7 protein-coding genes are annotated in these 16,621 nt (G+C 36.3%); 6 read left to right on the top strand and 1 reads right to left on the bottom strand.

The annotated features are described in order from the left end of the window. Window positions 1-382 precede the first annotated feature (382 nt). Window positions 383-12,076 carry an HYR domain-containing protein gene (locus tag BLV91_RS12210; RefSeq protein ID WP_091433682.1) on the top strand — a complete coding sequence of 3,898 codons (11,694 nt, stop codon included), beginning with the start codon at window positions 383-385 and terminating at the stop codon, window positions 12,074-12,076. A 127-nt stretch (window positions 12,077-12,203) separates the two neighbouring features. Beyond that, window positions 12,204-12,452 carry a hypothetical protein gene (locus BLV91_RS12215; protein ID WP_091433746.1) on the top strand — a complete coding sequence of 83 codons (249 nt, stop codon included), beginning with the start codon at window positions 12,204-12,206 and terminating at the stop codon, window positions 12,450-12,452. 84 nt (window positions 12,453-12,536) lie between these two features. Here the strand turns inward: BLV91_RS12215 and BLV91_RS12220 are convergent, their stop codons facing one another. Continuing rightward, the gene (locus BLV91_RS12220; RefSeq protein WP_091433749.1) at window positions 12,537-12,989 is read right to left on the bottom strand and encodes a DUF4442 domain-containing protein; all 453 of its coding nucleotides are present in this window, start codon (window positions 12,987-12,989) and stop codon (window positions 12,537-12,539) included. Window positions 12,990-13,184: 195 nt separating this feature from the next. On the opposite strand from BLV91_RS12220, the gene BLV91_RS12225 reads away from it, so the two are divergent. The 4 genes from BLV91_RS12225 (at window position 13,185) to BLV91_RS12240 (ending at window position 16,615) form a co-directional block, all read left to right on the top strand. Next, window positions 13,185-13,640 (top strand): DUF4870 domain-containing protein, encoded by a 456-nt coding sequence (locus BLV91_RS12225; protein ID WP_091433686.1) that lies wholly within the window; start codon window positions 13,185-13,187, stop codon window positions 13,638-13,640. A gap of 172 nt (window positions 13,641-13,812) precedes the next feature. Then, window positions 13,813-14,142, top strand: a complete 330-nt coding sequence (locus BLV91_RS12230) for a PadR family transcriptional regulator (RefSeq protein WP_007136354.1) — start codon at window positions 13,813-13,815, stop codon at window positions 14,140-14,142. Window positions 14,143-14,147: 5 nt separating this feature from the next. Next, the gene (locus BLV91_RS12235) at window positions 14,148-15,872 is read left to right on the top strand and encodes a PspC domain-containing protein (RefSeq protein ID WP_091433689.1); all 1,725 of its coding nucleotides are present in this window, start codon (window positions 14,148-14,150) and stop codon (window positions 15,870-15,872) included. A 2-nt stretch (window positions 15,873-15,874) separates the two neighbouring features. Continuing rightward, complete coding sequence (locus BLV91_RS12240) at window positions 15,875-16,615, top strand: head GIN domain-containing protein (RefSeq protein ID WP_091433692.1); 741 nt, start codon at window positions 15,875-15,877, stop codon at window positions 16,613-16,615. Window positions 16,616-16,621: the final 6 nt, after the last annotated feature.

The following is a 16,621-nucleotide window of genomic DNA, read 5'->3' on the forward strand; positions in this document are numbered from 1 at the left end:
TTTTTTGAGCTTATTTCTAAAAGAAAAAACTATTTTTGTAAGAAACTAAGACTATCAAATCGAGTAGTTCATCGATTAAATATTCATTTTATCGATTAAAAAAAAAAAACAAACAACAACCATTTTAAAAAGCTATCTTTTAGGCAGATAAGCCTTATGATTTATATTTAAAATGTATTAAAAACGCTTTAAATAAATAAAAATTTTATTCCTTTTTAGTAAAAAAAAGGCGTTTAAATAGATTTTCATACTGCTTCATTTTTCCTTAACGGAAATAATATATCTTCAATAAAAGATCATTATAACGATGAATTTATCATAGATTTTCTATGATAAATTCAAGAAAATACTGGTTTTTTTTTAATTCAAAAGTGACACTTTTATGGAAAAAAAATACTTTTTTATACTCTTACTATTTATAAGTTTTCTATACAGCTACGGACAAAATACAGGCGATTTTCGTTCAAACAACAGCATTACTTCCGGTTGGAGTTCCAATACTTCTTGGGAAACTTATGATATTGCAACAAATTTGTGGACGACAGCTTTATCATACCCAGGAGAAAACCCAGGAACTTATTCTGTTACTATATTAATAGGGGATGAAATAACAATTTCATCCAATCTTTCTACGGCGTCTATGGGGGATTTAACTATCAATGGAATTCTAGATTTACAAGGTGGAACAAATCCAAAGCAAATAAGTATTGATACAAAGCTTTTAAATATCTCCTCTACTGGTGTCTTTAATTTTAGTAATCAAAAGACAGAGTTATATTTACCACAGAATGCTGTAATTAAAATAGATTCTGGAGGCGATATTTCAGGAGCATGCTCCAATAACACTAAAATATATATCGATAATGAACTCATTGCAGTATGCAGTGGAGTAGCTGGAAACGTATCAACATTTGGAGAAGTAGGTGCCGGTTCTGGAATACTCAACGCAAACATCACAACTCCAATAGACTATTCTTCAACCATTTGTAATGGAATTGACATACAACTAGATGGAAGAGAGGAAGGTTCAACAACTGGTACCGTAAACTATCTTTGGTCAGTAAAGGACTTTAATTATAATGATGTTACTATCTCCAACAACACTTCAATTTCAACATCTTTTACTCCCTCAATTGCAGGAGAATATTCGATTTCATTTACTGTTAGCGATGGAAACTATTCAAACACCGAAACAAAAACAGTTACTGTACAGGATTTAATAACTGAAGGCGCCATAGGTACCTCACAAAACATTTGCTATAACAGCGCTCCGGGAACACTTTCTTCCGTATCCGACGGTACCGCAAGTGGAACAATATCTTACGAGTGGCAAACTGATGCAAGTGGTAGTTTTACAACAATCCCTAGTGTTTATACAGAATATTACTCTCCCCCAACTTTAACAAAAACAACTAATTATCAAAGAAGAACTATTTCAACACAAAATGGAGTGAGCTGTTATTCTGGGTATACAACTCCTGTAACTATTACTGTTGATGATATTGAACCAGTATTCACGTTATCTCCAGCGAGTCTTACCATAGAATGTTCCGCAAGTACTTTGCCTGCTGACACCAATGGACCAGCTACTGCTACCGATAATTGCGCCACTCCTACCATCGCATCTTCTGATGTCGTTGTTAATGGAACTGGAAACAATAAAACAATCACCAGAACTTGGACTGCTACCGATGACAATTCTAATGTGAGTTCGTATGTTCAAACCATAACTGTTACAGACACAACTAAACCAGTATTCTCTTTATCTCCAGCGAGTCTTACCATAGAATGTTCCGCAAGTACATTGCCTGCTGACACCAATGGACCAGCTACTGCTACCGATAATTGCGCCACTCCTACAATTGCATCTTCTGATGTCGTTGTTAATGGAACTGGAAACAATAAAACAATCACTAGAACTTGGACTGCTACCGATGCCAATTCCAATGTGAGTTCCTATGTTCAAACCATAACTGTTACAGACACAACTATACCAGTATTCACTTTATCTCCAGCGAGTCTTACCATAGAATGTTCCGCAAGTACTTTGCCTGCTGACACCAATGGCCCAGCTACTGCTACCGATAATTGCGCCACTCCTACCATTGCATCTTCTGATGGCGTTGTTAATGGAACTGGAAACAATAAAACAATCACCAGAACTTGGACTGCTACCGATGCCAATTCTAATGTGAGTTCGTATGTTCAAACCATAACTGTTACAGACACAACCAAACCAACGCTTACTGCAATTGCAAATAGAGACGAAAATGTGGGGGCTTCTTGTAGCTTTAGCATTCCTGATTATACTAGTTTAACTACTGCTGCTGACAATTGTACTGCTGTGGGAAGTATAGTTAAAACTCAAGTGCCGATTGCAGGAACTGTGAGTAGTGGTCACAACACGGCGCAAATCATTACCATTACAGCTAATGATGGAAATGGTAACACAGAGACTACAACTTTCACCATTACTTTGAAGGATGCAACGCCTCCTGTAACTCCAACTTTAGCAGATGTGAACGTGGGACAATGCACAGGAACGCCTAATACTCCAACAACTACTGATATTTGCGCAGGAACTATCACGGGTACTACAACAACTTCTTTTCCAATCACTACCCAAGGGACTACCGTTATAACTTGGAATTTTAATGATGGAAATGGAAATTCAACTTCGGCCAATCAAAATGTAATTGTCGATGATACAACTAATCCAACGCTTACTGCAATTGCGAATAGAAACGAAAATGTGGGGGCTTCTTGTAGCTTTAGCATTCCTAATTATACTAGTTTAACTACTGCTGCTGACAATTGTACTGCTGTGGGAAGTATCGTTAAAACTCAAGTGCCGATTGCAGGAACTGTGATTAGTGGTCACAACACGGCGCAAATCATTACCATTACAGCTAATGATGGAAATAGTAACACAGAGACTACAACTTTCACCATTACTTTGAAGGATGCAACGCCTCCTGTAACTCCAACTTTAGCAGATGTGAACGTGGGACAATGCACAGGAACGCCTAATACTCCAACAACTACTGATATTTGCGCAGGAACTATCACGGGTACTACAACAACTTCTTTTCCAATCACTACCCAAGGGACTACCGTTATAACTTGGAATTTTAATGATGGAAATGGAAATTCAACTTCGGCCAATCAAAATGTAATTATTGATGATACAACCAAACCAACGCTTACTGCAATTCCGAATAGAAACGAAAATGTGGGGGCTTCTTGTAGCTTTAGCATTCCTAATTATACCAGTTTAACTACTGCTGCTGACAATTGTACTGCCGTAGGAAGTATCGTTAAAACTCAATCACCTATTGCTGGAACTGTGATTAGTGGTCACAATACTACCCAACTTATTACCATAACAGCTAATGATGGCAATGGAAATACAGAATCTACAACTTTCACAATTACTTTGAAAGATGCAACACCTCCTGTTACTCCAACACTAGCTGATGTAAACGTTGGAGAATGCTCGGGAACACCAACTGCTCCTACTACTACTGATATTTGTGCGGGAACAATTACAGGAACTACTTTAACAGCATTTCCAATTACTACCCAAGGAACTACTGTTGTAAACTGGACTTTTGCCGATGGTAACGGAAATTCAACAACAGTAAACCAAAACGTAATTCTTGATGATATTACTAAACCAACTCTTACTCCTATTGCTGAAAAAGATGAAAATATAGGGGCTTCTTGCAGCTTTAGCATTCCGGATTATACAAGTTTGACTACTGCTGCTGATAATTGTATTGCTGTGGAAAGTATTGTTAAAACACAATCTCCTATTGCTGGAACTGTAATTAGCGGACATAACACAGCCCAACTTATCACCATTACGGCTAATGATGGAAATGGTAATACAGAAACTACTACTTTTACTATTACTTTGAAAGATGTAACAAAACCGATCATAGCTTGCCCAAGTAATTTAACAGCTAATGTTGCTGCTGGTACTTGTATCGCTTCGGTAACGATAATAAGTCCTACAACGGCAGATAATTGTAGCGTAACCAAATTAACTTGGACACTTACCGGAGCAACCACTGGTGCTTCTGCAGCAACTGGTATCAATAATGTAGGAACTAAAGTCTTTAATTTAGGTCTGACAACTGTAAATTATAGAGTTGAAGATGCGGCAGGTAATTTTGCTACCTGTTCCTATACTGTAACGGTACTTGACAATATTATACCAACTATTTCCTGCCCAAGTAATTTAAATCCGAATGTCGGGACTGGAACTTGTACTGCTTCGGTAGCTACATTAAGTCCTACAACGGCAGATAATTGCACCGTAACTAAATTAACTTGGACACTTACGGGAGCGACCACTGGCGCTTCTGCAGCAACTGGTATCAATAATGTAGGAACTAAAGTCTTTAATTTAGGTCTGACAACTGTAAGTTATAGAGTTGAAGATGCGGCAGGTAATTTTGCTACCTGTTCCTATACTGTAAACGTTGCGGATAATATTGTACCAACTATTTCTTGCTCAAGTAATTTAACAGCTAATGTTGCTGCTGGTACTTGTAACGCTTCGGTAGCTACAATAAGTCCTACAACGGCAGATAATTGTAGCGTAACTAAATTAATTTGGACTCTTACCGGAGCAACCACTGGTGCTTCGGCCTTAACTGGTATTAACAATTTAGGAACTCAAATATTTAATTTAGGTCTGACAACTGTAAGTTATAGAGTTGAAGATGCGGCAGGTAATTTTGCTACCTGTTCCTATACTGTAACGGTACTTGACAATATTACACCAACTATCTCCTGCCCAAGTAATTTAAATCCGAATGTTGGTACTGGTACTTGTACCGCTTCGGTAACGACAATAAGTCCTACAACGGCAGATAATTGTAGCGTAACCAAATTAACTTGGACACTTACTGGAGCAACCACTGGTGCTTCTGCAGCAACTGGTATCAATAATGTAGGAACTCAAATATTTAATTTAGGTCTGACAACTGTAAATTATAGAGTTGAAGATGCGGCGGGTAATTTTGCTATTTGTTCCTATACTGTAAACGTTGCGGATAATATTGTACCAACTATTTCTTGCTCAAGTAATTTAACAGCTAATGTTGGGACTGGTACTTGTAATGCTTCGGTAGCTACAATAAGTCCTACAACGGCAGATAATTGTAGCGTAACTAAATTAATTTGGACTCTTACCGGAGCAACCACTGGTGCTTCGGCCTTAACTGGTATTAACAATTTAGGAACTCAAATATTTAATTTAGGTCTGACAACTGTAAGTTATAGAGTTGAAGATGCGGCAGGTAATTTTGCTACCTGTTCCTATACTGTAACGGTACTTGACAATATTACACCAACTATCTCCTGCCCAAGTAATTTAAATCCGAATGTTGGTACTGGTACTTGTACCGCTTCGGTAACGACAATAAGTCCTACAACGGCAGATAATTGTAGCGTAACCAAATTAACTTGGACACTTACTGGAGCAACCACTGGTGCTTCTGCAGCAACTGGTATCAATAATGTAGGAACTCAAATATTTAATTTAGGTCTGACAACTGTAAATTATAGAGTTGAAGATGCGGCGGGTAATTTTGCTATTTGTTCCTATACTGTAAACGTTGCGGATAATATTGTACCAACTATTTCTTGCTCAAGTAATTTAACAGCTAATGTTGGGACTGGTACTTGTACTGCTTCGGTAGCTACAATAAGTCCTACAACGGCAGATAATTGTAGCGTAACTAAATTAATTTGGACTCTTACCGGGGCAACCACTGGTGCTTCTGCAGCAACTGGTATCAATAATGTAGGAACTAAAGTATTTAATTTAGGTCTGACAACTGTAAATTATAGAGTTGAAGATGCGGCAGGTAATTTTGCTAACTGTTCCTATACTGTAACGGTAATTGACAATATTCTACCAACTATTTCTGCTCCCACAAACATAAGCGCAACAACTAACACAGCTTGTACAGCCACTGCTGTAGTACTTGGAACTCCAACAACTGGAGACAATTGCTCCGTTGCTTCTGTGACCAATGATGCCCCGACTGCTTTTCCAATAGGTAACACCACTGTGACGTGGACAGCAACTGATGGAAGTGGAAATACAAAAACAGCTACTCAATTGGTAACCGTAACAGATAACATTCTTCCAATTGCACGTTGCAAAAACATTTCTATTGTTTTAGATAATACCGGTAACGCTTCAATTACTGTAGATCAAATTAATAATAATTCTTCTGATAACTGCGGAATCTCTTCTGTAGTAGCTTCAAAATTACTATTCAATTGTGGAAACCTAGGCAACAATTCGGTAACACTAACAGTTACAGATAACAGTGGTAATAAAGCTAGCTGCATAGCAACAGTGACAATTACAAATCCTGCAGCAAATGCAACTATTAGTATCTCTGCTTCACCTAATACCGCTATATGCGTAGGAACGAATATTACATTCACTACTTCTACTACTAATGCTGGAATTAACCCGCATTACCAATGGTACAAAAACGGAACTCCAGTTGGAACTGATAGCGCTACATACTCTAATACTACTTTGTCAAATGGAGAAACAATATATGTCGAATTAAGATCTGGCCCATGTTCCACCTATGTTACCAGTAATACATTTACAGCTGTAGTTAATGATTTACCAATTGTTAGTGCCCCTTCAAAAATATGTATGGGCTCTACAGGTTCTCTATCACCTACAACTGGTGGAACTTGGGTCAGCAACAATACATCAATCGCCACGGTTAGTAATGGCGGAGTTATCACAGCAGTTGCACCTGGTACAACGACTTTTAGATACACCAAAACCTCAACAACTTGTAGTAATACAACGATTCCAGTTACTATTTATGCTCTACCCATTGTAAGTTCTCCAACACAAATTTGTGTTAATGAAACAAAAGTTCTTTCTCCTACAGCAGGAGGAACTTGGACTAGTAGCAATACTTCTGTAGCTACTGTTAATAATGCTGGTGTTATAAGTGGAGTTGCTGTAGGAAATGCAACTTTTACATTTACAGATGGTATTTCAGGCTGTAGTCGCACAACAACTTCAGTATCAGTAAAAGCAATTCCTGTAATCTTATCAGCTAGTGCAACTCCACCCACGGTTTGCAGTGGAGAACAAAGTACTTTAGATGTTTTAGTCCAAGGAGCATCAAGTCCAGCAACAACTATTGTAAATTATGATTTCAATACTGGAAGTTCCTACGGAGCCTTAGTCTCAAATGCCGTAGCAGGCATTACGAGTGCCATTTCAAGTACTGATATAAGTTTTGGCACTAGTAATACTGGAGTCATTACTACAGGAACTGCATTTACAGCAAATAATACAGCTGGAAAATATCTAATTGCTGATAGGCCAGGTCGATCCTGGGTATTCACTCTTGGTGGTACTGATTTACCAAACTACACTTCATTTAAAATATACTTTCAAGCTCAAAGAGAAGATACTAAAAATACAAAAACAGTCAAGGTCTCCTATAAGAAAAATGGAGCTGCTTCTGCAATTATCGGTTCTGTATCCTTAACTAGCAACAATAGATGGTATGTAGGGACATTTACATTACCTGCGGGAGCAGCTAATCCTAATAGTCTAGAAATCACTTTGGACATTTCAGGAAAAGGGAAAAATAATGTTAGAATCGATAATTTTCAAATACAAGGAATTAAATCGGGAGCAAGTTATTTATATTCATGGGTTGGATCTCCAACTGCTACGGCTGGACTTCCAGCCAATGCGAGCGTACCATCTGTAAGCAACAAAACGATACCTGTCTACCCTACAGTTACTACAGAATATACTGTAACTGTAGCAAATACTGATGGTTGTATAGAAACAAAAAATGTCACCGTAAATGTCTATCCAGACCCTAAATTAGAAATAACAGCCGATTATTGCTATGGTCCAAATCAAGTGAGATTATACGCGAACTCTTCCAGTCCTATCGGAAATTTAGTGTGGAGTACAGGAGAAACAGGCCCAAGCATAACTGTAGATACTGCACAATATGTTGAAATCGTTGGAACCACACCTGAAGGTTGTACTTATGTTGCCTCTTTAGAAGTTGCTCAAGAACTAGTTACAAATGGAAGCTTTACAGATGGAAATACTGGCTTTACATCTGACTATAATTATAAACTAGATGGCCCGGGTAATACTGAATTAGTAAATGACACAGGTAAAAATGGTTATTCCATTACAACAAATGGTCAAAATGTACATAATAATTTCTGGGGAGAAGACCACACCGATAATACAGTTGGAGATAGAAATTTTATGGCAGTGAATGGTCATGGAACCACATTAGTAGTATGGAAAGAAACAGTAACAGTTCAACCAAACACCACTTATTATTTTTCAGCCTATGCGATGAGTTTAAATAGTGCAGGAAATAATGCTCAATTGCGATTTCAAGTTAATGGAACTCTAGTAGGAACTACTGCTGTTTTAGCGAATCATGGTCAAAGTAATTCCTCTACAGATAATTGGACCCGCTTTTATGGTACTTGGACATCTGGAACAAATACCACTGCTGATGTTAACATTAGGGATTTACAAAGTGCGCTCTCTGGTAATGATTTTGGATTAGATGACATCTCTTTCGGTACATTATCGCCATTTTTAACACTCACTTCGGCAACTGGAACAGACTCTCAAACTGTCTGTCAAGACAATTCGATTACAGATATTACCTATTCTGTAGGTAGCGGGATTAGTGCTCCTAATGTTACTGGACTACCTTCCGGTATAACTTCATCTTTTAACGGAATTACTCTTCTATTTACAGGTATACCAACTGCTTCTCCAGGCACATATCTTTATACCATCAAAACAACTGGATCATGTGGTGCGCTAACCGCAACAGGAACAATTAAAATTAATCCCACAGCAACTGTAAATGCAGGGACAGATATTCCAGTTTGTTCTACCGTAACGAATGTTACTATGGCAGCAACACTTGGAGGAAGTGCAACTTCTGGAACCTGGAGCGGAGGTTCAGGAAGTTTTAGTAATAATTTACCAAATGCTATTTACACTCTTGGCACAGGCGATTTAGGAAAAGTCACCCTTACTTATACTTCTAATGACCCTGATAGCACGGGGCCATGTCAAGTAGTTTCTGACACAGTAGATCTTATTATTACCCCAAATTTTGCTGCTTATGCAGGTATAGTTAACACAACTTCAAATTGTGCCGATACCACTGTAACACTAGCCGCAAACGGCGCTATTGGCCAATGGACGGTAACTTCAGGCCAAGCAGCTGGATCATATAGTTTTTCTAACGCAAGCAGTCCAACTTCTAGTTTTACGGGAGAAAGTGGTGAGACTTATACTTTATCTTGGACAATAACAAACCTTTCTCCGTGTCCTCCTTCTGTAGATACTGTAACTTTCACAATTGCGAATTGTCTTAATATCTATTTTGATGGGGTAGACGACAATATAGATTTTGGCAATAATTTTAATTTAACCAATACTTTTAGCTTTGAAATTTGGGCAAAACCAAATGCTCTTAATGGATTTACTAAAACAATACTTTCAAAGAAAGATATAACTGACGTGAGTACTGGGTATGACTTAAGATTAGAAAACAACTCCATATCATTTTATTCCAATAATTCTAAAGTGCTAACCCATAACGGAATCAACAGCGACCGATGGTATCATATTGCCGTAACATTTGACGGAGCTACGTACAAGCTTTATTTTGACGGAATCGAAATGGATTCTAAAAACGGAGCGGTTCCAATTGCAAATAATTACAATTTTCTAGTTGGGGCAGTGAATAAATCAGGTAACAAAGCCGTAAATTATTTTAATGGTTCATTAGACGAATTAAGAATTTGGAATATTAGTTTAACCAATGAACAAATTCGCCAAATGATGAATCAGGAGATTATCAAAAATGGTAATAATGTAGACGGGGCTGTTATTCCTTTACCAATTTCAGGTTTAACTTGGACTAATTTGGCCGGTTATTATAAAATGAATCAAGGAACCTCTGATGTTCTTGGAGGAAAATTAAATGGGACAGGCTTTGTTTCCGGAAGATTACTTAAAATGACACAACCTCAAGAACAAACGGCTCCGCTCCCTTATACAACAAGAGCAGATGACCAAGACTGGAGTACAGACGAAACTTGGACAAATTATCCCGTATGGAATTATCCAAATAGCTTAGGTGTAAATGGAGACCCCATAGATTGGAATATTGTAAAGTTATCCCACAATGTAAAATCTGGAAATAAAGACATTACTTTATTGGGTTTGATAATAGATTCCGATAAAAAATTAACAATAGCTGACCCCAATCAAGCTTTAGACGAAAAAAACAATGGTCAAGGTTTATGGGTTACACATTACTTAAAATTAAACGGGGCAATCGATTTGGTTGGAGAATCTCAACTTGTTGAAAAAAGATACACCCTGACTCAGCCTAGTGAGAGCATATTAGATGAAAGTAGTTCGGGTTATATTAAGCGCGATCAACAAGGCAAAAAGAGCAGTTTCAATTACAATTACTGGTCTTCACCAGTTACTAAACAAAATCGGGCAAATAACGCAGCATACTCAATTACAGAAGTTTTAAGGGACGGTACAGCTTCCGCGACTCCTAAAGCAATAAATTTCGGCGACGGAGCATATTTCGCAGACGGACCGGTAACTGCCCCTATAAAAATAAGTAAACGATGGCTATATTCTTATAATTCGCCGACCCCGGGTTCCAATACGGCTTTGCAAAATTACTACCTCTGGAATTATATTGGAAATAGTATTTCATTACAGGTCGGAGAAGGATTTACCATGAAAGGAACAGGCGGACCTGCTTCTATTTTAGCAACACAGAATTATACATTTATAGGAAAACCAAACTCCGGAACTATCACTCGATATATTCCAATAGGGCAAACCTATCTGCTGGGAAATCCCTATCCATCAGCTCTAGATGCTGATGAATTTATAAAAGATAATTTGGAAGGAAGAGCAGGTCACAACGTAATTAATGGAGTGCTTTTGTTTTGGGACCATTTTGGAACTTCAAATAATCATAATTTAGCACAATATGAAGGAGGTTATTCCACCTACACACTAATGGGGGGTGTTGCAGGAATTAATAATAGTCCATTAACATCAAATAACCTTGCGCAAGGACTTAAAGCACCTGAACGTTATATCGCTGTGGGCCAAGGTTTCTTTGTTACTGCATCTTTAGACCCTGGAATAAAAGGAACAACTGCGACAGTTGATGGCGGAGATATCAGCTTTAAAAATAGTCAAAGGACATTTGAACGAGAAGCAGCTGCAAGTTCGCTCTTTATGAAACTAAAAGCGACCGACAAATCAAGTATCGCCAAAAAAGACACAAGATTAAAAATAAGGCTGGGATTCAACTCCACTGCGGGTGCACACCGACAAATACTAGTTGGAGCAGACGCTAACGCTACGAATCAATTTGATATTGGATATGACGCTCAAATGCTTGACACGAATGACAATGATATGTACTGGCAGTTTAGTGATCGTCAGTTTATTATTCAGGCAGTTCCCAATTTCAACGCTGACCAAATAATTCCTTTTGGCATTAACGCCACTAAAGCAGGTGACGCCACTATAAAAATTGATGCGTTAGAAAACATACCTAATGATCTCGAAATTTATTTATATGACAACGTTAATGGAATTTATCATGACATAAGAAATAATGTTTTCCCAATTTCACTTGCTGCTGGAAGATACGATAACCGCTTCTCTATACGTTTTGCCAATAAAACACTTGATGTGGAGGATTTCAATTTACCAGAAAGTATCTTGGTGTATTATACTACTAAAGAAAAAATTCTAAACATTGAAAACAACTTTATCAACGGAACTGTAAATGAGATATACTTATTTAACATATTGGGCCAAGCAATATCTAATTGGGATGTTAAAGAACGTAAACAAACTAACATCCAAATTCCAATAAAAAATGTCTCATCAGGAGTATATATCGTGAAGCTCAAAGCGACTAACGGGAACTTTAGCAAAAAAATAATCATTCCGTAAGCAAAAAAAAGCAGCTCTTGTTACACCTTGGTATATATTCAAAATACGCAAGTAAAAAGTAACATTCATTTAAGAAAAACACAAATGATTTTTATTTATATTTGATAATAATTTAAAACAAAAAATGATGAAAAAGATAATTACATTAATAGCAATTGGCCTCTTTACAATAAATGCTACTGCACAAGACGGAAAAAAAGTCGTTAAAAAGGAAGCTAAAAAAGAATCTTGTTGTTCTGCAAAAGCTGATGACCACAAAGCAATGACTGCTGATGCGGTAGCTAAATGTAAGGCAAAATGCAAAGCTGAAGGCAAAAAATGTGATGCAAAAATAGTGGCAACTGAAGAAAAAAAGTGCTGCGCTAAGAAAGCATAATTTACTTTTAAAAATATAAACGCCACTAAATTTAGCGGCGCTTATTTATTAAATCCAAGTTTTACTAAAACTAGATTTTATTTTTTATTTAGCTCTGACGCTCCATTCAAAATCCATTTCTGAAACCTGTTCTCCTTTTTCATTTGTTCCAATAGATTTCATCCAGAACGTTTGCCCCTCCCCTGTTGCCAAGGTCTCTTGAATGGCCTTTTCTATTAGATGTCCATCTTTACAAACAAATGTTATTCTTCCCGTTGCTTTTTTTGTAAAAGAAGATTTATTATTGGCAACTAACATCGAAATCTTTTTTCCGCTTTTTTGAATTTGGTATATTACCAAAGCTCCTGTCGACAGTTCGGCAGCCATTGCCTGAACAGCAAAATACATCGAGTTAAATGGATTTTGATTAATCCAGCGGTGCTTTACAGATACCACACATTTATTCTCACCTACTTCCTTTACTCTTACTCCGCATAGAAATGCAGAAGGCAATTTGAAAAATAGGAATTTATTAAGTTTAGATGCTGTAAGATTCATATTCATTGGTTTTTTTGCTAATATACAAAAATATACTATGCGTACATATAAAATATATTTGTTAAAATTATGTTAACTTTCACTACTATGCGATACAAGATACTGTCTTTTAGCCATATATTTGTATAAGAAATTACTATGTAAGCTAATCGGAATTAGTTACGGTTTTTCAATCATCAATCAAAATCAAAAAAAATGGACAAAATCACCGAAAAAAATGCCGCCACTTTTACACACTTAAGCTCTTTAACGCAATATTTTTTCCCTTTTGGAAACTATATCTTTCCAATACTAATTTGGACGGCAAAAAAAGACAAATCAGAATTTGTAGATCACAATGGAAAACAAGTCCTTAATTTTCAACTGAGTTTGTTATTGTATTCTTTAGTACTTATTGCAATAGCAATTCCCATTTTTATTATCACCATTTTTAGAAACGTTCCTTTTGACGCGATAATCCGTGATGATAATTTCGTTATCAATAACTTTAATTTTGACAACGGTATTGGCTTATTAACCGTGGGAACAATGGCATTAGTAATTTTTGGATGTTTGAAAATAGCCGAATTCTTTTTAATCATTTATGCAGCAATCAAAACATCAAACGGAGAACGATTTAAATATCCTATAACTATCCCATTTATAAAATAAAATCCTAGCCCTGATGGAAGCGGCATCTCCCGATTTAGAAAAACAAGGCTTTTTCAGCCGTAGTTTTTATTAATCGGGAATACAGCGGACAGCGGGAATAGCTTCTAATAAAAATCATCATCAATCATCAATCAAAAAATGAACTGTTTAATCCAAAAACAAAAATGAAATTATGAACATTGAAAACACAAAAGCACAGATGCGTAAAGGTGTTCTCGAGTTTTGCATCTTGTCTGTTTTAAAAGAAAAAGATGCATACACATCGGAAATATTAGACACCTTAAAAAACGCAAAATTACTCGTAGTAGAGGGTACTATTTACCCACTACTAACCCGATTAAAAAACGACGGATTACTCAGCTACCGTTGGGAAGAATCGACATCAGGACCGCCAAGAAAATATTATGGCCTTACTGAAATAGGACAAACATTTTTAAACGAACTAAATGGCACTTGGACCGAATTATCTGATGCCGTAAACCTAATCACAAACCAAAAATAAGAGTCATGAACAAAACTGTAAATATAAACCTAGGCGGAATGTTCTTTCATATAGATGAAGATGCATACCAAAAATTGACCCGTTACTTTGACGCCATCAAGCGTTCTTTATCTAACTCATCCGGACAAGACGAAATCATAAAAGATATCGAAATGCGTGTTTCAGAATTATTGAATGAGAAACAAAAAAGCGAAAAACATGTTGTAGGCTTAAAAGACGTAGACGAAGTGATTGCTGTAATGGGACAACCAGAAGACTATATCATTGAAGAAGACAATCAACCAAACCAAAGCTATAGTAGTAATACGACTAGAAAATCAAAAAAACTGTATAGAGATAAGGAAAAAGGAATGATAGGCGGTGTTGCCGCTGGTCTTGGACATTATTTTGGAATTGATGCTGTTTGGATCAGAGTAATATTAATTTTATTAGTTTGGGGAGCTGGAACAGGAGTCTTAGCATATATCATTCTGTGGATTGTAATGCCGGAAGCAGTTACAACATCTGAAAAACTAGAAATGACTGGGGAACCAGTAAATATTTCGAACATCGAAAAAAAAGTTCGAGAGGAATTTGAAAATGTTTCTGATAAAATAAAAAATGCCGATTATGACAAATATGGTAATCAAATAAAATCAGGAGCTGGTAAAATAGGAAGTACATTTGGGGATTTTATTCTATCGGTTTTTAAGGTATTTGCAAAGTTTTTAGGGATTATATTAATCATAACAGGACTAACTACCTTAATCTTTTTACTTATTGGAGTTTTCACTTTGGGTTCATCAACATTTATTGATTTCCCATGGCAAGATTTTGTTGAAGCGGGAAACTTTACTGACTATCCAATTTGGACTTTTGGTTTATTGATGTTCTTTGCAGTAGGTATTCCTTTCTTTTTTCTAAGCATTTTGGGATTCAAATTATTGTCTCCAAATATGAAGTCTATAGGAAACATTGCTAAATATACTTTACTTGCGCTATGGATCATAGCTGTTGCACTTGCTATCTCTATAGGAATCAAACAAGCGTCAGCCTTTGCTATTGATGGAAGAGTTGTTAAAAAGGAGAATATTATGTTACAAGCTACAGACACTTTGCATATTAAATTCGTTCATAATGACTATTATGCAAAAAATGTAGATGACAGAAATAATTTCAGAATAACACAAGATTCAGCGAATACTGATGTTATTTATTCGAATGAAGTGCGTTTTGAAATTAAAAAAACAGACGAGAAATTACCATACATAAAAATTGAAAAAGAGGCCAAAGGAAAATCATTATCAGAAGCAAAACAAAGAGCAGAACAAATTAGATACAACTATAAAATAATTGGAAATCAATTAATTTTAGATAACTATCTTGTATCTGACTTGAAAAATAAATTTAGAGATCAAGAAATTGAAATTACTCTATACCTGCCTGAAGGAACTTTATTTAAAGTAGACTCAAGTGTACAACACTACGATAGGTCTAATGATGAATTTTTTGACTTACATTACAGTTCAGATAAATATCTATACAAAATGATGGATGCCAACGTAAAATGTTTGGATTGTCCAGCTGATGAAAATGAATATGATGATGTTGATAACGATGAAGAAGAACATACCTCAGTAACCATAAACCAAAATGGCGTTTCAATTACAAATGATACTATAATAAATACCAACAATAATATCAAAGAGTTAAAAATAAACAAAGACGGCATAATCATCAAAACTAAATAATCATGCTAAAAATCATCACAATCATCACAAAATTCATATTGGTAGCATTAACTGCACTATTGTTTTCATCCTGCAACTATACGGTTAATTCAAAATCAATAAAAGGCAGCGGTCATGTTACCACTGAAAAAAGAACTGTAGAAGGAGACTTTAAAAGTATTGAAGTTAGCAACGCTATTGATCTGGTAATTGAACAAGCAGACCAAAAGGAAATTATTGTTGAGGCTGATGATAATTTACAAAACAGCATTACTACAAAAGTAGAGAACGGAGTGCTTATAGTCGCCTGTGATTACAATTCTTTTATAAATATTAAATCGAAAAAAGTAACAGTTAAAATGCCTATTATCGAAGAGTTGCAAGCTTCTAGCGCTTCATCAATTACAAGCGTAAATACTTTAAAGGGCGAAAACGTCAGCTTAAGAGCTTCAAGTGCTGCAAATATAAATGTAAAAATAAAATCAGATAATATCACCAGCAAGTCTAGTAGCGCTAGTACCATATCTATGAGCGGTATGGCACTAACATTAGAAGCTATTGCATCAAGCGGAAGTACAATCGACGCATTTGAATTATTAGCAAATGAAGTGACCGCAAAATCATCAAGCGGTTCCTCTATAAATGTTCACCCAATAGTAAGTTTAAAAGCTAAAGCATCTAGTGGTAGTTCTATTGACTATAACAACACGCCCCAATCAATCGAAAAAAAATCTAGCTCTGGAGCCAGTATTGATAGAGAATAGCTTTCC

The sequence above is a fragment of the Flavobacterium degerlachei genome (assembly GCF_900106645.1).
In the GTDB taxonomy this organism is placed as follows: Bacteria; Bacteroidota; Bacteroidia; order Flavobacteriales; family Flavobacteriaceae; genus Flavobacterium; species Flavobacterium degerlachei.